Genomic DNA, 22290 nt, shown 5'->3' with positions numbered 1-22290 from the left:
GTCCCGCACCAAACAAAAGCGCCCTAGATCTCGTCGTCCTGGTGGCTTTGCTTGAGCCCCGGCAGCATGCGGTGGAACACCACATCCTCGTCGAAGAACTGGTGCTTGAGCGCCCCGCCGATATGCGCGGCGATCAGCGCGAGGGTCGCATAGACGACCAGTTCGTGCAGGTCGCCGAACATCGTGCGCAGCTCGACTGACTTGCCTACCGGCAGGTCGAACCACTGGATTACGCCGAACAACATGCCCGTACCGCGCGTGCCTGCGGATACTGCGGCCCACCCCAGCAGCGGTACTGCCAGCAGGAGGACATAGAACGCGATGTGCGTTGCGCGCGACGCGGCGCGTTCCCAGTTCGGCATCGTATCGGGGAAGCGCGGCCAGGGATGGGTGACTCGCCACGCGACCCGCACCAATGTCAGCAGCAGCACCGAAATGCCGATCGACTTGTGCCAGACGAACCAGGCGGGGTCGCTGTTCATGGCAATCGCGATGATCACGTTCGCCACCAGCAGCCCGGCGATCAGCCAGTGGAGCAGGATCGATATGTTCGAGTAACGGTCATAGGCCTCGCGCATCGCTACCTCCCAAACCAGGTTCGACTCTGTGGTCGTAACCATGGCATGCTACACCCATGAGAGACGGGTTTGAAGGGCGGACTGCGCTGGTGACCGGGGCGGCGTCCGGGATCGGGATGGCGGTCGCGCAATATCTGGCGGATGCGGGTGCGGCGCGGCTGATTCTGGTCGATCGTGACGCTGCTGCGCTGGAATCGCTGAGGGTCGCGGGCGAGGTGATTCGTGTCGCGGGCGATGTTTCCGATGAGTCGCTTTGGGATCGCGTCGATCTTGGCGCGCTCGATCATGCGGTGATCAATGCCGGGGTCGCCGGGGCGGGGCCGATCGCCTCGCTCGATTTCGCTGAGTGGCGGCGCATCCTGTCGGTCAATCTCGACGGCGCGTTCCTGACACTGCGGGCGGCGATGCGGGCGATGGAAGGGCGCGGAGGCAGCATCGTGCTGACCGCGTCGGCGGCGGGGATCAAGGCCGAGCCAGGGGTCGCCGCCTATGGCTGCTCGAAAGCTGCGCTGATCCACCTCGCCAAGGTCGCGGCGAAGGAGGGGGCGGCTGACGGCATCCGCGTCAACGCCATCGCGCCTGCCGGGGTCGAGACGGCCGTGTGGGATGCCGTGCCGATGTTCGCGGCGCGTGCGGCGGAAATCGGCCGCGATGCCGCCTTTGCCGAGTTGGCAGCGATGGCGACCCCGCTGGGTCGTTATGCCAAGGCGGAAGAGGTGGCGGCGCAGATCGGGTTCCTGCTCGGCGACCAAGGTGCGCTGATTACCGGTACGACGTTGCTTGCCGACGGCGGCTACACATTGTGAGGCTGGCGAAGCGCGCGCTGCTTCCCATATAGTCGGGCGATGCTGCGCTTCCTCGTCTTCGCTGCCGCCTTCCTCGCGCTTGCGGTAATCGCCGTGATGCTGGTCACCGCTGGTGCGGCGGCCTTTGGCGCGTGGTTCGGCATTCGGCGACTGCGCGCGAAGCTTGATCGCTATCGCCTGCGCCGCGGGCAGGCCGCCGATCCGGGCGACCCGCTTGAGGCGGCATGGACGCTGACCGCGACCGAGGCCGACTGGGCGGTCAGCCGCGTCGCGGCGGCACGGACCAGCTGTGCGCGGCTGCTCGCCGTCGCCGATGGCGATCCGCTGGCGACCGATGCGGTCGACTGGGCGAACGTCATCCGCCGTCGCGTGCCCGATCTGGTCGCCGCCTGCATGGACGAGTGTCGCGATGCGACCGCGAGCGAACGCCGCCGCAATCTGGAGGATCTGGTCGACAGCCTCGAAAAGATCGGGGCCGAGGCGGAGCGCCGCCGCGACCGGTTTCGCGATACCCGCCCCAGCGCGTTCAACGTTCAGCGCACCTATGTCGATCAGCGCACGCGGCCCGGGCCGCTGAACTGAGCGTTATCCCGGCTGGCCGACCAGCCCGTGATCCTTCATGCCGCGCCACACGCGTACCGCCTGCACCGTTTCGGGCACATCATGGACGCGCAACAGCTGGCAGCCCGCCTCCGCCCCTTTCATCGCCAGCGCCAGTGAGCCGCCCAGCCGCCGTTCGACCGGGGCCTCATGGTCGAGCGCGCCGATCATCCGCTTGCGGCTCGCGCCCAGCATGATCGGCAGGCCCAGGCCGTGGAACAGCGTCAGGCCGTTCATCAGCGCGAGATTGTCGGCGAGCGACTTGCCGAAACCGATGCCCGGATCGACCAGAATGTTGCTCCGCTGGACCCCGCCCGCGACCACCGCATCGACCCGCGCCTCAAGCCAGTCGAACACGTCGATCAGCGGGTCGCGATAGCCGCTTCCGCCATGCGGCGACTGCGCGGGGTCGGGCGAGTGCATTAGGATCACGGGACATGCCGCCCGTGCCACCACATCAATCGCGCGCGGATCATAGGCGAGCGCGGCGACATCGTTGACGATATGTGCGCCGGCGGCCAGCGCCGCCTCCATCACCGCTGCCTTGCGCGTGTCGATCGAGACGGGGACCCCGGCCTTTGCGAGCCGCTCGATCACCGGGACGACGCGCTTGATCTCGTCGCCCTCCCACACCGCCTCCGCCCCGGGCCGGGTCGATTCGCCGCCGACATCGACCAAAGACGCGCCAGCGAGCCCCATGTCGAACCCGGCCTGTGCGATCGCTTCGGGATCGCCGCCATGCTTGCCACCGTCGGAGAAGCTGTCGGGGGTGACGTTGAGGATGCCGGCGACCAAGGGCTGGTCGAGCCGCAAGGTCCGCTCGCCGGCGCGGATCACCGGACGCGGCGCGGAGATGGCCGTGGCTAGGGTGCGGAGCCGCTCGGCCTGCGTGTCCGGAAGCTGGGTAAGCAGGGCGGGAAGTTGCTCGACGGGTAGCAGTCGCTGGGCGACCCGGCGGCCGCTCTCGACCGCGATCAGCTCATAGGCGGCGAACCAGCCCAGCCCCCCGGCGAGCCGCGCGACCTGACCATCGTAACCGATCGGGCTGTCGACCGGCGCGACGGGGCGGAGGTAGAGGCGGGCGGCGGGGGGAATTTCGCTCATCGCGCAGCCATATCAGCGCGCCTGCGAAAGCAGGAGCCCAGAGTTTCAAGGGCAGCGCGTGTGACCCTGGGCTCCTGCTTTCGCAGGAGCGCAATGGGACTTACGGTTGCGTCGCGAGCAGATAGGTCTGGCGCAGCGTGTCGATCGGCTCGAGCCGATCGGCGCCCTGATGGTGCCAGAAGGTCCAGCCGTTGCACGACGGCGCGCCCTGCAGCGTCGCGCCAACCTTGTGGATCGATCCCGCCACGCCGCAATCGGTGAGCAGCGATCCGTCGGCCTTCACCGTCGCGCGCCAGCGGCGCTTGGCGTCGCTCAGCACGGTACCGGGGGTGAGGTAGCCGGTCTCGATCAGCGTGCCGAACGCGACGCGCGGCGCCTGGCGCGGCGCCATCATCGTCGTGACCGCGCTCTCGTCGAGCGGCAGCGCGGCGGCGATGCGCTCCTGCGCCGCCTCGACATAATTGCCCTCGCGCTCGATCCCGATCCAGTGACGGCGCAGCCGCCAGGCCACGGCGCCGGTGGTGCCGGTGCCGAAGAACGGGTCGAGGATGATGTCGCCCGGCTTGGTGCAAGCGAGCATCACGCGATACAGCAAGGCTTCGGGCTTCTGGGTCGGGTGGACCTTGGTGCCGTTCTTCTTCAGCCGCTCCTGCCCGCCGCAGATCGGGAATTCCCAGTCGCTGCGCATCTGAAGCTCGTCGTTGAGCGTCTTCATGCTGCGGTAGTTGAAGGTGTATTTCGACTTTTCGCCCATCGACGCCCAGATCAGCGTTTCGTGCGCGTTGGTGAAGCGGGTGCCCTTGAAATTGGGCATCGGGTTGGCCTTGCGCCAGATGATGTCGTTGAGGATCCAGAAGCCGAGATCCTGGATCGCCGATCCGACCTTGAAGATGTTGTGGTAGCTGCCGATCACCCAGATCGTGCCGTTGGGCTTGAGCACGCGGCGCGCCTCGGCCAGCCAGGCGCGGGTGAAGGCGTCATAGGCGGACAGCGAATCGAACTTGTCCCAATCGTCGGTGACCGCGTCGACATGGCTGCCATCGGGGCGGTTGAGATCGCCGCCGAGCTGGAGGTTGTAGGGCGGGTCGGCGAAGATCATGTCGACCGACGCGGCGGGAAGGGCGCGCATCGCCTCGATACAATCCTGCTGGATGATCGAATCGAGCGGGAGCACGTCGACCCAGTTGCGGGTGCGCACCTCGACCGCTGCCCGTGTCGCCTCAGCGACCTTTTCGATGACCCCCATTAACCACTCCAAACCCCGTTGAACCGGTGAAACGCCACGAACGCTGGACTCCGTCAAGCGAACATTGGTTAACGAAAAGGCTTGGGATTCCGTTAACTTGGCGGAACATTTCGGCACTGGTCCACATATTGAGTCCCAAAGTTATCCACAGGCACAAGGTTTGGGGTGTGGCGAAAAGACTCGCCGGGGGCGATTCCGGCTCGTTGCCATCAGTCATAAATTTACAAAAAAACAGAACTGTCGGGCCGATCTAACGACTTCGCAACCGCAGCACGGCGCGATTTGGCCGGAAATCGTTGATCAAAGTGAATAGTCATACTCGCAATACAGTGAGGTGACGCAATGACCTATATCGACGAGATCGCCCGGGCCGCTGCCCCCATCGATGCGCAGAACGGCCGCTGGAACGGCATCGACGCCGAATCGGTCGCGCGGATGCGGTTGCAGAACCGGTTCCGCACGGGGCTCGACATTGCGAAGTACACCGCGGGGATCATGCGCCGCGACATGGCGGCCTATGACGCCGATCCGGCGGCCTACACCCAGTCGCTCGGCTGCTGGCACGGCTTCATCGCGCAGCAGAAGATGATCGCGATCAAGAAGCATTTCGGCAGCACCAAGCGGCGCTACCTCTATCTCTCCGGCTGGATGGTCGCCGCGCTGCGCAGCGATTTCGGGCCGCTGCCCGACCAGTCGATGCACGAAAAGACCAGCGTCCCGGCGCTGATCGAGGAACTCTACACCTTCCTCAAACAGGCCGATGCCCGCGAGCTGGGGATGATGTTCCGCGATCTCGATGCGGCGCGGGATGCCGGCAATGCGGTCGAGGCGGCGCGAATCCAGAATGCGATCGACAATTACGAGACGCATGTCGTGCCGATCATCGCCGATATCGACGCGGGCTTTGGCAATGCCGAGGCGACCTATCTGCTCGCCAAGAAGATGATCGAGGCCGGGGCCTGCGCGCTCCAGATCGAGAATCAGGTGAGCGACGAGAAGCAGTGCGGGCATCAGGACGGCAAGGTCACCGTGCCGCACGAGGACTTCCTGGCGAAGGTCCGCGCCTGCCGCTACGCCTTCATGGAACTGGGGGTCGATGACGGGATCATCGTCACGCGGACCGATTCGCTGGGTGCCGGGCTGACCAAGCAGATCGCTTACTCCAAGGAGCCGGGCGATCTGGGCGACCAGTATAACGCGTTCCTCGATTGCGAGGAGGTCACCGACCTGTCGGGCGTCAATGGCGATGTCGTCATCAACCGCGACGGCAAGCTGATGAAGCCCAAAAGGCTGCCGTCGAACCTGTTCCAGTTCCGCGAGGGGACCGGGGCGGATCGCTGCGTCCTCGATTGCATTACGTCGCTCCAGAACGGTGCCGACCTGCTGTGGATCGAGACCGAGAAGCCCCATATCGAGCAGATCGCGTCGATGGTGGACCGGATCCGCGAGGTCGTTCCCAATGCCAAGCTGGTCTACAACAACTCGCCCAGCTTCAACTGGACGCTCAACTTCCGCCAGCAGGTGTTCGACCGGTGGAGCGAGCAGGGGCTCGACGTTTCGGCCTATGACCGGGCCAGGCTGATGAGCGTGGAGTATGACGGCACGCCGCTGGCGGAGGAGGCGGACGAGAAGATCCGCACCTTCCAGAAGGACGCGGCGGCGCGGGCCGGCATCTTCCACCACCTGATCACCTTGCCGACCTATCACACCGCGGCGCTGTCGACCGACAATCTGGCGAAGGAGTATTTCGGCGAGATGGGGATGCTCGGCTACGTCAAGGGCGTGCAGCGGCAGGAGATCCGGCAGGGCATTGCTTGTGTGAAGCACCAGAACATGTCGGGTTCCGACATCGGCGACGATCACAAGGAGTATTTCGCCGGTGAGGCCGCGCTGAAGGCCGGCGGGGTCCACAATACGATGAATCAATTTGCCGCGTAGCCGCTGAGGCTCGCGCTCCACATTTCCTGGGGAGGAAAGGAGGCCCGTCGTCACGCTTTGGCGTGGCGGCGGGCCTTTTCCCTCATGTCAAAGAGCGGGGACCTCCGTCCCGTCATTCCTCAAATTCGACCACGACCGACGATGCGCTTTTGCGTGCTTCACCGTGATGGACCGCCTCGATGTTGTTGCCCGCAGGATCGAGCAGGAACGCCGCGTAATAGCCCGGGTGATAGGGCCGGTTGCCCGGCGCGCCATTGTCGGTGCCGCCGGAGGCGAGGCCGGCCTGATGGAATGCGTCGACCGCTGCCCGATCGGCTGCCTGAAACCCGATATGGTGGCGGCCGGTAAGCTTGCCGAGCGCCGCCTCGCTATCCGCAGTCGAGACGAACAGTTCGTCCGCCCAGAAATAGTCGTCGCCGCCGCCACCGATCGGGATGCCGAGCACGCCCAACACGGCGGTATAGAAGCGGCGGCACGCCTCGATATCGGCAACGACGAGGTGGATATGGTCGATCAGGCGGCCACGATGAAGCTGCTGGGTTTCCATCCACACTCTCCTAGGCGCACTGAACCACCGGTCCGAAATCCAGTTCCGCCTGTGCCACCGGCGCGAAGCTGCGGCGGTGGTGGGGGGTGGGGCCGAGGGTTCTCAGCGCTTCCTGATGGACGCGGGCGGCGTAGCCCTTGTTGCTAGCCCAGCCATAGCCGGGGTGGAGTGTGTCCAGTTCCGCCATGATGCAGTCGCGGCGGTGCTTGGCGACGATCGAGGCGGCGGCGATCGACAGGCACAGCGCGTCGCCGCCGATGACGGCCTCGCTGGCGTGGGGCCAGTCGGGACAGCGATTGCCATCGACCAGGACATAGGCGGGGGCAGGTCGAGCGCGGCGACGGCGCGGGTCATCGCCAGCATGGTTGCCCAGAGGATGTTGAGCCGGTCGATCTCCTCGACGCTGGCGATACCGATGCCGACGCGGGCGCAGCCGAGGATCGCTTCGCACAGGGCAGCGCGCTTGGCGGCGGCCAGCGCCTTTGAATCGTCGATCCCGTCGGGGATGCAGGCGGGATCGAGTATGACTGCGGCGGCGACCACCGGCCCGGCGAGCGGGCCGCGACCTGCTTCGTCCACCCCGGCCACAGGACCTCGGACGGCATGGCGGAGTTCGTAGCTCAAATCAGGCATCGTCGTCGTCACCCTCGCCATCGACGATATCGAACGGGACCATGCCGAGCGCATGGCCGACCGGGCCATGGCCTTCGCCCAATCCGGGGGCGTTGAGGATGGCGAGGCGGACGAAGCGCACCGCCTGAATGAACGCTTCCCCGATCGACAGGCCCGAGCCGAGGCCGGTGGCGAGCGCGGCGGCGAAGGTGCAGCCGGTGCCGTGCGTGTCGGGGGTGTCGATCCGCTCGGCCTCGACCTCCATGACCAGCCGGTCCTTGGGCGCATAGAGCTGGTCGACGATCGTCGGCCCTTCTTTGTGCCCGCCCTTTTCGGCGAGGTGGCAGCCATAGGCGAGCACCGCCTGACGCCCGCCGAGTGCGGTGAGTTCGGGGAGGTTGGGGGTCACCACGGATGCGATGGTCATCAGCCGTTCGAACGCGGCGATCGTCTCGGGGTCGGCGAGCACCGATCCGCTGGTGGCGATCATCACCGGATCGAACACGATCGGGCAGTCGAGCGCCTCCAGCCGATCGGCGACCGCGTTGGCGATCTCGGCCGATCCGATCATCCCGATCTTCACCGCGTCACAGCCGATGTCGGAGGTCACCGCGTCGATCTGCGCCAGCACGATCTCGACCGGGACCGGGTGAATGGCGGTGACGCCGAGCGTGTTCTGCGCGGTGATCGTGGTGATCGCGGTCATGGCATGGCCGCCGAGCATGGTGACGGTGCGGATATCGGCCTGGATGCCCGCCCCGCCGCCCGAGTCGGACCCGGCAATGATCAGGATGCGGGGGATGCTCATGGCGCGGCTGTCCGGACGATTCTGACGAAAATGGGCGTGTATTGGGGCGAGGCGACCGGGACGGGGCGGGTTTGCGGCTGTGACGCGACGGGGACACGACACGCGCGCGACATCGGGGCGACAGGTGCGCGACGGCGGCGCGACAGGCTGACAACGGGTGGGCGACCGGGCCGGGCCGGGAATGCGACGGTGGCTGGGCAGGTGGGCGACCGAAGCGCGACGCGGGCGTCGGGCCGATGGGGGCGAGGTTGGGTGGTCGCGGACATTGTGGTCAAGCCATGACACAGGCGGGGGGCTGTAGGAAAGGGTGGGTGCGTCCTTGTTGCCCTCTCCCCTTGATAGGGGAGAGGGATACCGCAGCTTGGCAGCGTGCTGCCTAGCGAAGGTTGGGAGAGGGGTAGAGCGGAGCTTTGCTCCGCGCGGCTACTGCGTAGCCGCCCACCCCTCTCCCAGCTCCGACTAAGGGCCTTGCTGCGCAAGACCCAAGTCTGCGCATCCCTCTCCCCCTCCTGCGGAGGGGAGAGGGCGCGTTAGCGGCTGGTCGCCTTCCGCAACACCACATCTGCCATGCGGTTCAGTGGCGCATCGATGCCGTGCCTTGCCCCCAATCGCGCGATCACGCCGTTGCGGGCGTCGGCCTCGGTCGGGCGGCCGGCGAGGCGGTCGGCGTGGATCGAGTTGATCGAATCCGGCGGGCTGTTGCGATAGCCCTCGACGATGCTGTCGGGCAGGTCGTCGGGAAGGGTCGCGCCCTCGGCGCGGCCGACCGCGATGCATTCGCGGATCAGAGCGCGCATCAGTTCGGCGGCTTCTGCGTCGCGAGCGATGCCGGACGGCTGGAGGGTGAGCGCGTTGACCGCGCCCGCGCAATTGATCGCGAGCTTGCGCCACGCGGCGCTTTGCCAGTCGTCGGTCAGGATCGTGTCGATCGGGCTGTGCGCGAACAGCGCGGCGAAGGCGGTTCCGGCGGGGTCGTTCGGGACGGTGAGGCTGCCGCTGCGGCGCTGCACGACATCGCCGGGGGGCGCGGCGTTCGGCGGGGATATCGACGATCACCGGCACGATGCGCGCGGGGTCGATGCCGGGAAAGCGGCTGCGATGTTCGACCCCGTTCTGGAGGATCGCGACATTGGTGTCGGGGCCGATCAGATGGTCGAGCCAGCGCTGTGCGCCGGAGGCGTCATAGGTCTTGGTCACCACCAGTACCCAGTCGACCGGCTGCGCGGCGGCGGGGTCGGTGAGGATGCGGGGCTGGCTTTCGAGAACCCCGTCGGGCGTCTCGACGCGCAGCGTGTCGAACGGCGTGCGGGCGCACAGGGTGACGTCATGGTCCGGCGCGGCGATCAGCCAGGCGGCGACGCTCGCCCCGACCGCGCCGGTGCCGACGACCGCGATTGCGCTCAATTGTCGTTGCCGCTGAACCGTCGCGCGGTGCTGGCCGGATATTTCTTGAGCGCATCGCCGACGCGCGCCGGGCGGTCGAGCAATTCGCCGCCGCAATTGGGGCAGGTTTCGTCAAGCGCATCGGCGCAGTCGGCGCAAAAGGTGCATTCGAACGAGCAGATGAACGCCCCGCCCTGATCGGCGGGAAGATCGCTGCCGCAGCGTTCGCAGTCGGGGCGCATTTCGAGCATCGCCGACCCTTACGGCAGCGCGGCGCACATGCAAAGCCATGCGGGGCGGGCGCTCATGGTCGCTTCGCCGCCTTGCCGTCGATCAGCACGGCCTGTTGCCATTTGCCCGGTGCCTTGTCGGTGCGGTGGATGCATCCCGCCCAGCAACAGGGCCGGCGTTTGCCGGCGCGCAGCTCCTCCCCCATCCGTTCGATCCGGCGGGCGCGGGTCGCCGCCTGCTTGGCATCGTCGATCCAGCAGAGAAACTCGTTGCGACCGAGCGGCGTCAGGCCTTCCCATTGCGCGAGCAGACCAGCGTCTTTGCGCAGCGCCGCCGCGACATCGCTCGACACGTGGTGCACGGTGCCGGGGGCGATGGGATCGGCCACCGCGATCAGGCTGCCGCCGCGCGTACCGCGTCGCAGATACGATCGACCACTGCGGTGACCTGCGCCATGTCCTCGCCCTCCGCCATCACGCGGATTACCGGTTCGGTGCCCGACGGGCGGATGACGAGGCGGCCGGTGCCCTGCAATTCGGCCTCGGCGGCGGCGATCACATCCTGGACCGAACCATGCTCCAGCGGCTTGCCCCCGGCGAAGCGGACATTCTTGAGCAACTGCGGCAGCGGGTCGAAGCGGTGGAGCACCTCGCTCGCGGGTGCACCCGCGCGGACGATTTCGGCGAGCACCTGAAGCGCGGCGATCAGGCCGTCGCCGGTGGTGGCATAGTCGGACAGGATGATGTGGCCCGACTGCTCGCCGCCGACATTATAGCCCGAGGCGCGCATCTTTTCGAGGACATGGCGGTCGCCGACCTTGGTGCGAACGAGGCCGAGCCCCTGCGCAGCGAGATGGCGTTCGAGGCCGAGGTTCGACATGACCGTGGCGACCAGGCCGCCGCCGGCGAGCCGCCCCTGTCGCGCCCATCCGCCCGCGATCGCCGCCATCAGCTGGTCGCCATCGACCACCTCGCCATGTTCGTCCGCGACGATCAGCCGGTCGGCGTCGCCGTCGAGTGCGATGCCGATATGCGCGCCGGATGCGACCACGGTCTCGCACAAGGTGAGCGGAGCGGTGGAGCCGACCTGGTCATTGATGTTCTTGCCATTGGGCGACACGCCGATCGCGACGACTTCGGCGCCGAGCTCCCACAAAGCCGAGGGCGCAACCTGATAGGCGGCTCCATTGGCGCAATCGACCACGATCTTGAGGCCGTCGAGGCTGAGTTCGGCGGGGAAGGTTGCCTTGGCAAAGTGGATGTAGCGGCCCTTCACATCGTCGACGCGGCGGACGCGGCCAATTTCGGACGAGGGGGCAAGGTCCACCTCCGCGTCGATCAGCGCTTCGATCGCGGCCTCGTCCTCGTCTGACAGCTTGTAGCCATCCGGACCGAACAGCTTGATGCCGTTGTCCGCATAGGGATTGTGGCTGGCGGAGATCATCACGCCAAGGTCCGCGCGCATCGAATGGGTGAGCATCGCGACAGCCGGGGTCGGCATCGGGCCGACGAGCGTCACGTCCATGCCGACGCTGGCGAACCCGGCGACCAGCGCGTTTTCGATCATATAGCCCGAGAGGCGGGTGTCCTTGCCGATCACCACGCGGTGGCGGTGATCGCCGCGCACGAAATGCTTGCCGGCCGCCATGCCGACCTTCATCGCCATCGCTGCGGTCATGTGGCCCGCATTGGTCTTGCCGCGGATTCCATCGGTGCCGAAATATTTTCTTGCCATATTCATCCGCTTTGCGACGTTGCATCACTCTCTTCGGCGCGGTCATAGCGCCGCTTTTTCTCAAGGGCGAGCATGTCGCAAGCAACCCGTATCTTTGTTGCCCTCATCCTGGCGCTGGTCATCGGCGTCACGGCCGCGGCGCTGGCCCCCGAACGCGCGCTGATCGCCGCCGACTGGGTCCAGCCAATCGGGACGATGTGGCTCCACGCGCTGCAGATGACGATCGTGCCGCTGGTGGTGTCGCTGCTGATCACCGGCATCGCCGCGACTGCCGAAGCCGCGCGGGCGAGCACGCTGGCGACACGGGCGTTCATCACCTTCATCATCCTGTTGTGGATCAGCTCGGCCTTGGGCGGGGCGCTGACCCTGGGCCTGTTGTCGGCATTTCCGCTGGGCGCGGATCTCGCCAATGCGCTGCGCGAGGCATTGGGCAGCGCGCCGCCGACCGGAGAGGTGCCGCCCTTCTCCGCCTTCCTCGTCGCCTTGGTGCCGTCCAACCCGATCGCGTCGGCGGTCAACGACGCGTTCCTGCCGATGATCCTGTTCACCACCGTCTTCGCCTTCGCGATCACGCGGTTGCCGGTGGAGGAGCGCGCGCGGCTGACCGGGTTCTTCCAGGCGCTGGGCAATGCGATGCTGGTCGTGATCAACTGGGTGTTGTGGCTGGGGCCGATCGGGGTCGGCGCGCTCGCCTATGTCGTCGGGGCGCGGGCGGGGACGTCGGCGTTCGGGGCGCTGCTCCATTATGTCGCGATCGTGAGCGCGGTGGGGATCGTGCTGTGGCTGCTCGCGGTGCCGTTCGCCTGGGGCGTGGCGAAGGTGTCGCCGGGGCGGTTCGTGCGCGCGATCCTGCCGAGCCAGGTGGTGGCGGCATCGACCCAGAGCTCGCTCGCCAGCCTGCCCGCGATGCTGCGCTCGACCGAATCGCTCGGCGTGCCGGTGGCGCGGGCGGGCGTGGTGCTGCCGCTGGCGGTGGCGCTGTTCCGCTGGACCGGGCCGGCGATGAACTTTGCCGTCGCCATCTATGTCGCGCACTGGTTCGGGATGGAGCTGACCGCGGGACAGATCGCCGCGGGCTGGGCGGCGGCGGCGATCACCACGATGGGCGCGGTGGGGCTGCCCGGGACGATCAGCTTCGTCTCGTCGATCGCGCCGATCGCCATCGCGATGGGCGTGCCGATCGCGCCCCTGGGGCTGCTGGTCGCGGTCGAGACGATTCCGGACATCTTCCGCACGTTGGGCAATGTCGCGATGGACGTGGGCGCGACGCGGGCGATTGCGGGCGAGGGCGAGGCCGACAGCGAGGCGGATGCGTTGCTGCGCGAGGGGGGTAAGGCTTGCTCAAATGGTTTATGCGCATATATGATGCGCATATGACTCGACAGGCTGTCCGCCGTAGGGCGACCAACATCTCACTCGACACCGATCTGCTCGAAGTCGCGCGCGCGTTGGATATTAACGTATCGCGGGCGTGCGAGCGCGGGCTGACGGAACAGATCGCGGAAACCCGCGCGCAGCGCTGGCTGGCCGAGAATGCGGAGGCGATTGCGGCGTCGAACCGGCATGTCGAGACGCATGGCCTGCCGCTGGCGCGTTATCGCCAGTTCTGATGGCGCGCTACGACGTGTGTGTCGGCCCGGAGGCGGGAACCTATCTGCTTGATTGCCAGACCGACCTGTTGTCGGGACTGAACACGCGGCTGGTTGTGCCTCTGCTGCCGCTCGCTGCTGCGCCCCGACCGGCGGCGCGGCTCAACCCGGTGTTCGAGATTGCGGGGGTGCCTCATGTGATGGCGACACAGTTCATGGCAGCGGTCCCGGCGTCGCTGTGCCGTGAGCGTGTCGCATCGCTACAGGATGAGGCGCTGACGATCGGCAACGCGATCGACATGCTGCTGTCTGGGTTCTGAATTGCTCCCGCTTGCGCGGGAAGGCCATATCACTTCATCAACACCAGTTCTTCCGCCATGCTCGGATGCAGCGCGACGGTCTGGTCGAAATCGTCCTTCGTGAGGCCCGCCTTCACTGCCACTGCCGCCGCCTGAAGGATTTCGGGGGCGTCGGGGCCGATCATGTGGAGCCCGAGGACTTTGCCTGACGTCGGCTCGCAGATCATCTTGTACAGCGCGCGTTCGTTGCGGTTGGCGAGGACGTTCTTCATCGCGCGGAAGTCCGAGGTGTAGACCTTCACCGCGCCGAATTTCTGCTTCGCCTGGCTCTCGGTCATGCCGACCCCCCGCGATTGGCGGGTGGCTGAACACGGCAGCGGGGATGCAGTTGTAGTCGACGGTCGTCGGCTTGTTGCCGAAGATGGTGTCGGCGAACGCCTGCCCCTCACGGATCGCGATGGGGGTGAGCTGGACGCGGTTGGTGACGTCGCCGACCGCGTAGATCGACTCGACGCTCGACTTGTTGTCCGCATCGACCACGACCGCCCCCTTGGCGTCGAGCTCGACCCCGGCTTCGGCCAGGCCCAGATCATCGGTGTTGGGGACGCGGCCGGTGGCGAAGAGGACGCAGTCGACCTCCATATCCTCATGGTTGGTCATGCTGACCTTGAGCGAGCCATCAGCCTGCTTCTCGATCCCCTTGAACTCGGCGTGGAAACGGAAATCGATACCCTTGGTCATCGAAATCTGGAGCAGCCGGTCGCGGATCTGCTCGTCATAGCCGCGCAGGATGACGTCGGAGCGGTTGATCAGCGTCACCTTGCTGCCGAATTCGTTGAAGATGCCGGCGAACTCATTGGCGATGTACCCGGCGCCCGCGATCAGCACGCGCTTGGGCAGCGCGTCGAGGTGGAACACCTCGTTCGAGGTGATGCCATGTTCGTGGCCGGGGCAGGAGGGGACCAGCGGGCGCGCGCCGACCGCGATCAGGATCTTGCCGGCGGTGACTTTCCGCCCGCTCGCCAGCGTGACCTCGTTCGGGCCGGAGACGGTGGCGCGTTCGTGGACGATCTCCACGCCGTGGCTGTCGAGCGTGTTGGTATAGGCGCCATTGAGCCGGTCGACCTCCGACAGGACATTGTCGCGCAGCACCGCCCAGTCGAAATCGCAATCGGGGACGTTCCAGCCAAAGCGGCGCGCGTCCTTCAGATCCTCGGCGAAATGCGCGCCATAGACGAGCAGCTTCTTGGGCACGCAGCCGCGGATGACGCAGGTGCCGCCGACGCGATATTCCTCGGCAATCGCGACCTTCGCGCCGTGCGCGGCTGCGACGCGCGAGGCGCGGACGCCGCCCGAGCCTGCGCCGATGACGAAGAGGTCGTAGTCGTAATCGGCCATTTGGGGCTCCTGTTGGGTCGTCGGAGCGGGAGATAGGGGGCTGGGGTGGGATTGCCAACGCGAGTGGTGCAATTGCGGAGGTGCCATCGGCGTGCCATTCCCTGGCGATGAACTGCACCCTGACCTTTGAGTATGAGTTCAGCCGCGACGACGACGATTTCGGGTGGCTCCTCGCGCGCTTGCAAACGCCCGATTTCAGCGGGCGCAACGGGATGTGGGTACAGTGGCAGGACCTGACGGAGTTTGCCGCGTCGTTGTCGCGATACCCGTTTGATGCCGCGAACCCAGCCGCCTGCGAATGGGGCTTTGGTGACGAGGCGAAGTTTACGCCGGTCACGAAACTCAGTCTCAGTGCCGCTGGGGTGAGGGGCGGTTTGATCGCCGATGTATTTCTCGCCAACTATTACGAGCCGGCCAATTTCGCTCAAAGCAGGTTCCAGACCGACTATCCCTCGGTCACCGAGTTCCAGCGCCAGCTTGAGAGGATGATGCGCCGAGAGGGTTCGGACGCGACGCTGATTGGGTCCAAGTTAGACCATAGTTAGTCACCCCGGACTTATTCCGGGGTCAACGGTGCCGCGCTTCCAGCGCTTGAACCTCTTGCTTCGCGCCCCGCCTCCCGGTGGACCCCGGCACAAGGCCGGGGTGACGATGGGGTGGGGGTCACCGTTTGCGGACGAATTCGGCGTGGAGGACGAGGCCCTTGATCCCGTCGAACTTGCAGTCGATCTCCTGCGGGTCGCCGGTGAGGCGGATCGATTTGATGAGGGTGCCGCGCTTGAGGGTCTGCCCCGCGCCCTTGACCGTCAGGTCCTTGATCAGCGTCACCTGATCGCCATCGGCCAGCAAATTGCCGACCGAGTCGCGGACTTCGACCACGTCCTCCGCCGGAGCCGCGGTCACCTGCGAGGCGGGGACCCATTCGCCGCTGGCCTCGTCATAGACATAGTCTTCGTCGGACATCAGCCGAACGCCCGCCGGATCAGGTCGTCGGTCGACGGGTCGAATTCCTGTCCGCCGCGCTCGGCCGCCTTGGCCATTTCCTTGCCCAGCTCGACGCCGAACTGGTCGAAGGGGTTGATGCCGAGCAGCGCCGCGCTGACGAAGGTGCGGTGTTCGTAGAAGGCGATCAGCGCGCCGAGCGTGCGCGGGTCGAGTTCGTCGAGCAGGAGCGTCATCGACGGGCGGTCGCCGGCATAGGCGCGGGCGGGGTCGTCATTGGCGCGGCCGGCCATCAGCGCGGCACCCTGTGCGAAGCAGTTGAGCAGCAGGGCGCGGTGGTGATCCTCGGCCAGCGTGTCGCCGCCCTCGATCACCGCCAGGAATTCGAGCGGGATGAGGTGCGTGCCCTGGTGCAGCAGCTGGAACACCGCGTGCTGCGCATCGGTGCCGACGCCGCCCCAGGTGACCGGCGCGGTGGCGCGGCCGACGGGCTGGCCGTCGGCGGTGACCGACTTGCCGTTCGATTCCATCTCGAGCTGTTGCAGATAGCTGGGGAGCAGGCGCAGCCGCTCGTCATAGGCGAACACGCCGCGCGTCTCGCAGCCGCGATTCTGGGTGTAATAAAGGTCGGCAAAGGCGGCGAGGACCGGCGCGTTGCTGCGCAGATCGGTCAGGCGGAAATGGCGGTCCATCTCCGCCGCGCCGTCGAGCAGTTCCTCGAACGCGTCCCAGCCCAATGCGATCGCGGCGGGGAAGCCGATCGACGACCAGAGCGAATAGCGCCCGCCCACGCTCTCGGCGAAGGGCAGGATGCGGGTTTCGTCGACGCCCCATTCGACCGCCTTGTCCGGGGCGGCGGTGAGCGCGATGACGCGGCCATAGGGATCCTCGACCCCATGTTCGCGCATCCAGTCGAGCGCGCTGGTGGCGTTGAGCAGGGTTTCGGTGGTCGTGAAGGTCTTCGACGCGACCGCGATCAGCGTGGCGTGGGGGTCGAAGGCGTCGATCGCCTCCTCGAGCGCGCAGCCGTCGATATTGGAGACGATGGCGACGTCGTAGCGGTCCATGTCGCGGCCGAGCGCGTCGATCAGCAGCTCCGGCCCCAGCGCAGAGCCGCCGATGCCGATGTGCAGGATGTGGCGGACGGGGCCAAGCGCCTCAGCCTCGATCGCGTCGATCAGGCCGCGCATGCGGGCATGATAGGCGGCAGCGCGGGCAACGCTGTCCTCAGCGCCCTCGCCGCGTTCGGCGGTGTGCTCGGCGGCGCGGCCTTCGGTGGTGTTGACCGCTTCGCCCGCGAACAGCGCCTCACGCTTGCCGGCAAGGTCGGTCGCCTTGGCGAGCGCGGCGAAGGCGTCGAGGGCGGCGGCGTCGAGATGCGTCTTGGAAAAGTCGAAATGGATGCCCGCGACATCGGTGCTGAGCGATGCGAGGCGGTTCGCGTCGGCGGCGAACAGGTCCTTGAGCGGGGTGCGCGGCAGCGATTCGATCGCGCTCCAGTCGGGGGTCGCCATGTGCCTGTCTCCTTTTGGGTCGCGGGGCGTGTAGCGTGATGGGTGGGGGAGTGAAAGCGGGGGAGTTTTGTTTTGGGGCTTCGGCTGCGCCGAAGCGCGGCACCGGCCGGTTCCTCCACCCGGCCACCCATTTCAGAATATCCTGCCGATGGGTGGCCGGGTGGGGGAGCGGGCCGGTGCCGCAAACCAAACAAAGGTGCCTTGACGATGCCACACACCCAATTCACAGCAGCACCATGGACGATACCGCCCCGGCCCAGCCCGCCGCCGCCACCGAAACCCTGAAGCCGCGCTCCGAGCTTCGCGACACGATCAGCTTCCTCGTGAAGCTGGTGATCCTGGTGTTCATCGTGCGCAGTTTTGTCTTCGCGCCGTTCAGCATCCCGTCGGGGTCGATGCTGCCGCGCCTGCTGGTCGGCGACTATCTGTTCATCACCAAATGGAATTACGGCTATTCGAAGCATTCGCTGCCGTGGAGCATGCCGCTGATCCCCGGGCGCGTGTTCGCCAAGGATCCGGCGCGCGGCGACGTGGTGGTGTTCAAGGCGCCGCCGGACGCCAAAACCGACTGGATCAAGCGCGTGATCGGCGTTCCGGGCGACACGGTGCAGATGCGCGACGGGCAGTTGATCCTCAACGGACAGGCGATCCCCAAGCAGCGCGTGGCGGATTTCGTGCTCCCGATGACGCCCAATGCCACGTGCGACGGGACGCTCGAGGCGGCGGCGGACGGCACCGCAGTGTGCCGAATCCCGCGCTTCCGCGAGACGCTGCCGGGCGGGAAGAGCTATGACGTGCTCGACGCCGGGGAGAGCGAAGGCGACAATACCGAAATCTTCACCGTGCCTGCCGGCCATGTCTTCCTGATGGGGGACAATCGCGACAATTCGAGCGACAGCCGGTTCGAGCCGCTGATCGTGGGGGGCGAGAACAAGCGCGGTATCCGCTTTGTCCCGATGGAGAATATCCAGGGCAAGGCGGTGGTCAGCTTCTGGTCGACCGATGGCAGCGCGAGCTGGCCACTGCCCTGGACCTGGTTCAGCGCGGCGCGGTTCGAGCGGATCGGGGAAGGCTTTTGAGCGAAGACCTGCCCGGCTGGCTGGCCGGGGTGCTGGGCCATGCGCCGGACGATCTGGCGGTGTATCGGCGCGCACTGACGCATGGCAGCCAGGGCGCGGACAATTACGAGCGGCTGGAATTTCTGGGCGACCGGGTGCTCGGGCTGACGCTGGCGCAATGGCTGTATGAACGGTTTCCCGGTGAGCCCGAGGGGAAATTGTCGCGCCGCTTCAACGCGCTGGTGACCGGGGCGATGTGCGCCGAGGTCGCGCGCGAGATCGGCGTGTCGACGCATCTGCGCCTCGGCAAACAAGCGCGTGACGATGGCGCGTCGGACAGCGACAATGTGCTGGGCGACGTGATGGAGGCGCTGATCGGCGCGACCTTCCTCGACCAGGGGTTCGACGCGGCGCGCGCGCTGGTGCGGCGATTGTGGGACAGCCGGATCGACGCGCAGGCGGCGGCACCCAAGCATCCCAAGTCGGCGTTGCAGGAATGGGCGGCGGCGAACAACCGCCGCGCACCCGATTATGTGCTGGTCGAGCGATCGGGACCGGGCCATGCGCCGCGCTTTCGGGTAAAGGCGGAGATCGCCAAGCTGGCCGAGGCCGAAGGCGCGGGGTCGAGCAAGCAGGAAGCCGAGACTGCGGCGGCGGCGGCGTTGCTGGCGAAATTGAGCGGCTGAACGCCGCGACGGAGTGATGATGAGCGAGAATGAACAACGCTGCGGCCTGATCGCCGTGGTCGGCGCGCCCAATGCGGGCAAGTCGACTCTGGTGAACGCGCTGGTCGGGCAGAAGGTGGCGATCGTCAGCCCCAAGGCGCAGACGACGCGTGCGCGGCTGATGGGAATCGCGATCGAGGATCAGACCCAGCTGTTGCTCGTCGACACGCCGGGCATCTTCGATCCGGCGCGGCGGCTGGACCGCGCGATGGTCGCGGCGGCGTGGGAAGGGTCGCAGGGGGCGGACCTGATCGCGCTGGTCGTCGACGGCAAGGGCGGGATCGGGCCGAAGGTGCGCAGCGTGGTCGCGGGGCTGAAGGATCGGCGCGAGCGGAAGATCCTGATCCTCAACAAGGTCGATATCGCCGACAAGCCGCGCCTGCTGGGCCATGCTGCGAGCCTCAACGAGCTGGCGGCGTTCGAGGATACGTTCTTTGTATCGGCGACGACCGGGGACGGGGTGGCGGAGCTGAAGGCGGAGCTGGCGAAGCGCATGCCGGAGGGGCCGTGGCATTTCCCGGCGGATCAGGTGTCGGACGCGACCGACCGCATGCTGGCGTCGGAGATCACGCGCGAGCAGCTCTATCACCTGCTCCACGCCGAACTGCCCTATGCGACCGCGATCGAGACCGAACGCTATACCGAAAAGCCCGACGGGTCGGTCGAGATCTACCAGCAGATCCTGGTCGAACGGCCGACGCAGCGCGCGATCGTGCTGGGGCAGGGCGGGTCCAAGATCAAGGAGATCGGATCGCGCGCGCGGGCCGAGCTGGCGAACCTGCTGGGGGTCAAGGTCCAGCTGTTTCTGCACGTGAAGGTGCGGCCGGGCTGGGAGGAGGATCGGTCGCTGTACCGCGAGATCGGGCTGGATTGGGTGGATTGAGGCTTCTTCAATCCTCCCCCGCCAGGGGAGGTGTCAGCACAGCTGACGGAGGGGGCGGAAACGATGGTCCAGAGGCTCGAGCACATAGCCGTCCTCCCCCTCCGTCGCCTTCGGCGCCACCTCCCCCTGGCGGGGGAGGATTGATTGGGTCAGCCCAGCAACGACTCCACCCACTCCGGCACTAGCGTACCGGCGAGGCCGAGGCGCGATTCCGCGAACCACGCGCTGCCTTCCGAGCGGTCAAGGTTGAGTTCGAGCGTATCCGCCCCGTGGTAGCGCGCGGTGCGGACGAAGCCGGCGGCGGGATAGACCGCGCCCGAGGTGCCGATCGACACGAACAGGTCGGCGCGGGCCAGCGCGGCGTCGATCACGTCCATGTGATAGGGCATCTCGCCGAAGAACACGATGTCGGGGCGCAGCGCGGGCGCGTCGCACGATGGGCAGGACGTGCCGGGCGGGAGCGGGTCGGGCCATTCGCTCTGCACGCCGCAGAGCGCGCACAGCGCGGACTTCAGCTCGCCATGCATGTGGAGCATGCGCCTCGATCCGGCGCGATCGTGCAGGTCGTCGACATTCTGGGTGACCAGCAGCAGCTCGCCGGGCCACTCCGCGTCTAGCCGGGCGAGCGCGTGGTGCGCGGCATTGGGTTCGACCTTCGCCAGGTTGGCGCGGCGTTCGTCGTAGAAACGGTGGACCAGATCGGGGTCGTGCGCGAGCGCTTGCGGCGTGCACACATCCTCGACGCGATGCCCCTCCCACAGCCCGCCGGGACCGCGGAACGTGGCGACGCCGGATTCGGCGGAGACGCCTGCGCCAGTGAGGATGACGATGTTGCGGGGGTGCGTCATGGGGGTGGTGTAGCCATCTCCCTCTCCCATTGGGAGAGGGAAGGGGCCCGCGCGCGGAGCGCGTGGGAGGGGTGAGGGTGAGTGGGGGGGTGGGGCAGTCACCCTCACCCTTCCGCCGACTGCGTCGGCTCCCTCCCTCTCCCAATGGGAGAGGGATTCTTAGTCATCCTCGTCCTCATAGCCCGCTAGTTCCAGCGCGCGCGCCTTGATCTGGTGGGTGCGGCACCAGTGGACCAGGGCGTCTTCGCGGCCGTGGGTGACCCACACTTCCTTCGGGGCGATTTCGCGCAGCGTCGTGGTCAGCTCGTCCCAGTCGGCATGGTCGGAGAGGATCAGCGGGAGTTCGACATTGCGCTGGCGGGCGCGCTGGCGGACGGTCATCCAGCCACTGGCCATCGCGGTGACCGGGTCGGGCAGGCGGCGCGACCAGCGGTCGTTGAGCGCGCCGGGCGGGGCGAGGATGATGCGTCCCTGCAATTCCTTCTTCGCGACGCCGGTGGCGGGGCGCAGCTCGCCGAGCGGCACGCCATGGTCGATGTACAGGTCGCACAACCGTTGCAGCGCGCCATGGATGTAGATCGGGTCGTCGAACCCCATGCCGCGCAGTTCGGCGATCACCCGCTGCGCCTTGCCCAGCGCATAGGCGCCGACCAGCACGCAGCGTTCGGGTTCTGCGCGCAGCGCGGCGAGGAGCTTGTCGATCTCGTCGGTGGTTTCGGGGTGGCGGAAGACGGGGAGGCCGAACGTCGCTTCGGTCACGAACACATCGCATTTGACCGGGCGAAAGGGTTCGCAGGTGGGATCGGGGCGGCGCTTGTAGTCGCCCGAGACGACGATCCGCTCGCCGCGATGATCGAGCACGATCTGCGCCGAGCCCAGGACATGGCCGGCGGGGACGAAGCCGATGTCGACGTCCCCGGCCTTCACGGTCTCGCCATAGGCGACCGGGCGGGCGGTCTGGGGGCCGTAACGCGCCTCCATGATCGCCAGCGTTTCGGGGGTCGCCCACACTTCGCCATGCCCGCCGCGCGCGTGGTCGGCATGGCCGTGAGTGACGAACGCGCGCGCCTTGGGCTGTGACGGATCGATCCAGATGTCCGGGCCGGGGACATGGATGCCTTCGGGATGCGGGGTGATCCAGTCGCCCAATGCCATGGATGCGATATGCGCGAGCGGGCCGCGTGGTTCCAGAGGATCAATCGCACCCGCCTTTCGTTGGGGCAGTGAAGGAGATGGTGACATGGTCGATACTGGCGGCGGCGGTCTGTGGGGCGTGATGACGATCCTCGGCCCGATCATCCTGGCGGCGGTGATCCTTTGGGCGATTTTCAACAACCGCACGACCAAGCGCGAGAAAGAGCGTACCGAAGACGCGACGCGCGCGATGTATGACGCGCAGAATGAAGAGGACACGCGACGCGAGCCTTGAGCCTGCGCTAAGACGCCG

Annotated in this window: 24 protein-coding genes and 3 pseudogenes; 11 read left to right on the top strand and 16 right to left on the bottom strand. The window is 66.9% G+C overall.

The features are described from left to right. Nucleotides 1-23 precede the first annotated feature (23 nt). Nucleotides 24-578 carry a cytochrome b gene (locus LRS12_RS05850; RefSeq protein ID WP_257843742.1) on the bottom strand — a complete coding sequence of 185 codons (555 nt, stop codon included), beginning with the start codon at nt 576-578 and terminating at the stop codon, nt 24-26. Nucleotides 579-634: 56 nt separating this feature from the next. On the opposite strand from LRS12_RS05850, the gene LRS12_RS05845 reads away from it, so the two are divergent. Both LRS12_RS05845 and LRS12_RS05840 read left to right on the top strand, forming a co-directional pair. Continuing rightward, nucleotides 635-1384, top strand: coding sequence for an SDR family NAD(P)-dependent oxidoreductase (locus LRS12_RS05845; RefSeq protein ID WP_257843740.1), 750 nt, complete (start codon nt 635-637; stop codon nt 1382-1384). Nucleotides 1385-1423: 39 nt separating this feature from the next. Next, entirely contained in the window at nt 1424-1966 is a 543-nt protein-coding gene (locus LRS12_RS05840) for a hypothetical protein (protein WP_257843739.1), read from the top strand. Between the two features lie 3 nt (nt 1967-1969). Here the strand turns inward: LRS12_RS05840 and folP are convergent, their stop codons facing one another. Then, nucleotides 1970-3088, bottom strand: coding sequence for a dihydropteroate synthase (gene folP / locus LRS12_RS05835; protein ID WP_257843738.1), 1119 nt, complete (start codon nt 3086-3088; stop codon nt 1970-1972). A gap of 100 nt (nt 3089-3188) precedes the next feature. Next, a complete protein-coding gene (locus LRS12_RS05830; RefSeq protein ID WP_308222977.1) occupies nt 3189-4334 on the bottom strand; it encodes a site-specific DNA-methyltransferase in 1146 nt (381 codons plus the stop codon). 342 nt (nt 4335-4676) lie between these two features. Here LRS12_RS05830 and LRS12_RS05825 point away from each other — a divergent pair, with 342 nt between their 5' ends. Continuing rightward, nucleotides 4677-6272: an isocitrate lyase gene (locus tag LRS12_RS05825; RefSeq protein ID WP_257843737.1), complete on the top strand. Its 1596-nt coding sequence runs from the start codon at nt 4677-4679 to the stop codon at nt 6270-6272. Nucleotides 6273-6384: 112 nt separating this feature from the next. Here LRS12_RS05825 and LRS12_RS05820 read toward each other — a convergent pair whose 3' ends face one another. The 8 genes and pseudogenes from LRS12_RS05820 to glmM form a co-directional block, all read right to left on the bottom strand. Continuing rightward, a complete protein-coding gene (locus LRS12_RS05820) occupies nt 6385-6819 on the bottom strand; it encodes a VOC family protein (RefSeq protein WP_257843736.1) in 435 nt (144 codons plus the stop codon). Between the two features lie 10 nt (nt 6820-6829). Next, nucleotides 6830-7452 (bottom strand): annotated as a pseudogene (locus tag LRS12_RS05815) (ribonuclease HII). After that, on the bottom strand, nt 7445-8239 hold the full coding sequence (thiD, locus tag LRS12_RS05810; RefSeq protein WP_257843735.1) for a bifunctional hydroxymethylpyrimidine kinase/phosphomethylpyrimidine kinase: 795 nt from the start codon (nt 8237-8239) through the stop codon (nt 7445-7447). Before thiD ends, LRS12_RS05815 begins: the two are co-directional and overlap by 8 nt. Nucleotides 8240-8769: 530 nt before the next feature. Continuing rightward, entirely contained in the window at nt 8770-9249 is a 480-nt protein-coding gene (locus tag LRS12_RS05805) for a ketopantoate reductase family protein (protein ID WP_257843734.1), read from the bottom strand. Between the two features lie 52 nt (nt 9250-9301). After that, nucleotides 9302-9643 (bottom strand): annotated as a pseudogene (locus tag LRS12_RS20265) (ketopantoate reductase family protein); the annotation flags it as partial. After that, nucleotides 9640-9873 carry a DUF1272 domain-containing protein gene (locus tag LRS12_RS05795; RefSeq protein ID WP_257843728.1) on the bottom strand — a complete coding sequence of 78 codons (234 nt, stop codon included), beginning with the start codon at nt 9871-9873 and terminating at the stop codon, nt 9640-9642. The gene LRS12_RS05795 and the pseudogene LRS12_RS20265, both read right to left, overlap by 4 nt. 53 nt (nt 9874-9926) lie before the next feature. Further along, on the bottom strand, nt 9927-10241 hold the full coding sequence (locus LRS12_RS05790; protein ID WP_257843726.1) for a YdeI/OmpD-associated family protein: 315 nt from the start codon (nt 10239-10241) through the stop codon (nt 9927-9929). A gap of 5 nt (nt 10242-10246) precedes the next feature. Continuing rightward, a complete protein-coding gene (gene glmM / locus LRS12_RS05785) occupies nt 10247-11587 on the bottom strand; it encodes a phosphoglucosamine mutase (protein ID WP_257845441.1) in 1341 nt (446 codons plus the stop codon). A gap of 72 nt (nt 11588-11659) precedes the next feature. Between glmM and LRS12_RS05780 the strand changes: the two genes are divergently transcribed. The 3 genes from LRS12_RS05780 to LRS12_RS05770 are packed head-to-tail and all read left to right on the top strand — an operon-like array spanning nt 11660 to nt 13496. Next, nucleotides 11660-12964 carry a dicarboxylate/amino acid:cation symporter gene (locus tag LRS12_RS05780; RefSeq protein ID WP_257843725.1) on the top strand — a complete coding sequence of 435 codons (1305 nt, stop codon included), beginning with the start codon at nt 11660-11662 and terminating at the stop codon, nt 12962-12964. After that, the gene (locus tag LRS12_RS05775; RefSeq protein ID WP_257843724.1) at nt 12961-13197 is read left to right on the top strand and encodes a type II toxin-antitoxin system CcdA family antitoxin; all 237 of its coding nucleotides are present in this window, start codon (nt 12961-12963) and stop codon (nt 13195-13197) included. Before LRS12_RS05780 ends, LRS12_RS05775 begins: the two co-directional genes overlap by 4 nt. After that, a complete protein-coding gene (locus LRS12_RS05770; RefSeq protein WP_257843722.1) occupies nt 13197-13496 on the top strand; it encodes a CcdB family protein in 300 nt (99 codons plus the stop codon). Before LRS12_RS05775 ends, LRS12_RS05770 begins: the two co-directional genes overlap by 1 nt. Nucleotides 13497-13525: 29 nt before the next feature. On the opposite strand, the pseudogene gor reads toward LRS12_RS05770, so the two are convergent. Then, nucleotides 13526-14873 (bottom strand): annotated as a pseudogene (gene gor / locus LRS12_RS05765) (glutathione-disulfide reductase). A 107-nt stretch (nt 14874-14980) separates the two neighbouring features. Here gor and LRS12_RS05760 point away from each other — a divergent pair. Next, entirely contained in the window at nt 14981-15418 is a 438-nt protein-coding gene (locus LRS12_RS05760) for a hypothetical protein (protein WP_257843721.1), read from the top strand. A gap of 118 nt (nt 15419-15536) precedes the next feature. Here the strand turns inward: LRS12_RS05760 and LRS12_RS05755 are convergent, their stop codons facing one another. After that, the gene (locus tag LRS12_RS05755) at nt 15537-15836 is read right to left on the bottom strand and encodes an alkylphosphonate utilization protein (protein WP_257843720.1); all 300 of its coding nucleotides are present in this window, start codon (nt 15834-15836) and stop codon (nt 15537-15539) included. Continuing rightward, a complete protein-coding gene (pgi, locus tag LRS12_RS05750) occupies nt 15836-17329 on the bottom strand; it encodes a glucose-6-phosphate isomerase (RefSeq protein ID WP_257843718.1) in 1494 nt (497 codons plus the stop codon). Before pgi ends, LRS12_RS05755 begins: the two co-directional genes overlap by 1 nt. Before the next feature lie 236 nt (nt 17330-17565). On the opposite strand from pgi, the gene lepB reads away from it, so the two are divergent. From lepB to era, 3 genes are read left to right on the top strand one after another with little or no spacing between them, the layout of a single operon-like run. Next, nucleotides 17566-18408, top strand: a complete 843-nt coding sequence (lepB, locus tag LRS12_RS05745; protein ID WP_257843717.1) for a signal peptidase I — start codon at nt 17566-17568, stop codon at nt 18406-18408. Then, the gene (rnc, locus tag LRS12_RS05740) at nt 18405-19073 is read left to right on the top strand and encodes a ribonuclease III (RefSeq protein ID WP_257843716.1); all 669 of its coding nucleotides are present in this window, start codon (nt 18405-18407) and stop codon (nt 19071-19073) included. Before lepB ends, rnc begins: the two co-directional genes overlap by 4 nt. 19 nt (nt 19074-19092) lie before the next feature. Then, complete coding sequence (gene era, locus LRS12_RS05735) at nt 19093-19995, top strand: GTPase Era (protein ID WP_257843715.1); 903 nt, start codon at nt 19093-19095, stop codon at nt 19993-19995. A 149-nt stretch (nt 19996-20144) separates the two neighbouring features. On the opposite strand, the gene LRS12_RS05730 is transcribed toward era, so the two are convergent. Both LRS12_RS05730 and LRS12_RS05725 read right to left on the bottom strand, forming a co-directional pair. Further along, complete coding sequence (locus tag LRS12_RS05730; protein WP_257843714.1) at nt 20145-20843, bottom strand: NAD-dependent deacylase; 699 nt, start codon at nt 20841-20843, stop codon at nt 20145-20147. A 159-nt stretch (nt 20844-21002) separates the two neighbouring features. Next, nucleotides 21003-21998 (bottom strand): ligase-associated DNA damage response exonuclease, encoded by a 996-nt coding sequence (locus tag LRS12_RS05725; protein ID WP_257843713.1) that lies wholly within the window; start codon nt 21996-21998, stop codon nt 21003-21005. Nucleotides 21999-22083: 85 nt separating this feature from the next. Between LRS12_RS05725 and LRS12_RS05720 the strand changes: the two genes are divergently transcribed. Then, complete coding sequence (locus LRS12_RS05720; protein ID WP_257843712.1) at nt 22084-22272, top strand: hypothetical protein; 189 nt, start codon at nt 22084-22086, stop codon at nt 22270-22272. Nucleotides 22273-22290 lie beyond the last annotated feature (18 nt).

Source organism: Sphingomonas sp. J344 (genome assembly GCF_024700005.1).
Lineage (GTDB): Bacteria > Pseudomonadota > Alphaproteobacteria > Sphingomonadales > Sphingomonadaceae > Sphingomonas.
Note: the sequence above shows the minus strand (reverse complement) of the source record. Positions and strands in the feature narration are given on the sequence as shown.

Coding starts and splice junctions, on each gene's coding strand:
- LRS12_RS05850 (WP_257843742.1), bottom strand. CDS start 578: ATGCGCGAGGCCTATGACCGTTACTCGAACATATCGATCCTGCTCCAC.
- LRS12_RS05845 (WP_257843740.1), top strand. CDS start 635: ATGAGAGACGGGTTTGAAGGGCGGACTGCGCTGGTGACCGGGGCGGCG.
- LRS12_RS05840 (WP_257843739.1), top strand. CDS start 1,424: ATGCTGCGCTTCCTCGTCTTCGCTGCCGCCTTCCTCGCGCTTGCGGTA.
- folP (WP_257843738.1), bottom strand. CDS start 3,088: ATGAGCGAAATTCCCCCCGCCGCCCGCCTCTACCTCCGCCCCGTCGCG.
- LRS12_RS05830 (WP_308222977.1), bottom strand. CDS start 4,334: ATGGGGGTCATCGAAAAGGTCGCTGAGGCGACACGGGCAGCGGTCGAG.
- LRS12_RS05825 (WP_257843737.1), top strand. CDS start 4,677: ATGACCTATATCGACGAGATCGCCCGGGCCGCTGCCCCCATCGATGCG.
- LRS12_RS05820 (WP_257843736.1), bottom strand. CDS start 6,819: ATGGAAACCCAGCAGCTTCATCGTGGCCGCCTGATCGACCATATCCAC.
- thiD (WP_257843735.1), bottom strand. CDS start 8,239: ATGAGCATCCCCCGCATCCTGATCATTGCCGGGTCCGACTCGGGCGGC.
- LRS12_RS05795 (WP_257843728.1), bottom strand. CDS start 9,873: ATGCTCGAAATGCGCCCCGACTGCGAACGCTGCGGCAGCGATCTTCCC.
- glmM (WP_257845441.1), bottom strand. CDS start 11,587: ATGGCAAGAAAATATTTCGGCACCGATGGAATCCGCGGCAAGACCAAT.
- LRS12_RS05780 (WP_257843725.1), top strand. CDS start 11,660: ATGTCGCAAGCAACCCGTATCTTTGTTGCCCTCATCCTGGCGCTGGTC.
- LRS12_RS05775 (WP_257843724.1), top strand. CDS start 12,961: ATGACTCGACAGGCTGTCCGCCGTAGGGCGACCAACATCTCACTCGAC.
- LRS12_RS05770 (WP_257843722.1), top strand. CDS start 13,197: ATGGCGCGCTACGACGTGTGTGTCGGCCCGGAGGCGGGAACCTATCTG.
- LRS12_RS05760 (WP_257843721.1), top strand. CDS start 14,981: ATGAACTGCACCCTGACCTTTGAGTATGAGTTCAGCCGCGACGACGAC.
- LRS12_RS05755 (WP_257843720.1), bottom strand. CDS start 15,836: ATGTCCGACGAAGACTATGTCTATGACGAGGCCAGCGGCGAATGGGTC.
- pgi (WP_257843718.1), bottom strand. CDS start 17,329: ATGGCGACCCCCGACTGGAGCGCGATCGAATCGCTGCCGCGCACCCCG.
- lepB (WP_257843717.1), top strand. CDS start 17,566: ATGGACGATACCGCCCCGGCCCAGCCCGCCGCCGCCACCGAAACCCTG.
- era (WP_257843715.1), top strand. CDS start 19,093: ATGAGCGAGAATGAACAACGCTGCGGCCTGATCGCCGTGGTCGGCGCG.
- LRS12_RS05730 (WP_257843714.1), bottom strand. CDS start 20,843: ATGACGCACCCCCGCAACATCGTCATCCTCACTGGCGCAGGCGTCTCC.
- LRS12_RS05725 (WP_257843713.1), bottom strand. CDS start 21,998: ATGGCATTGGGCGACTGGATCACCCCGCATCCCGAAGGCATCCATGTC.
- LRS12_RS05720 (WP_257843712.1), top strand. CDS start 22,084: ATGGTCGATACTGGCGGCGGCGGTCTGTGGGGCGTGATGACGATCCTC.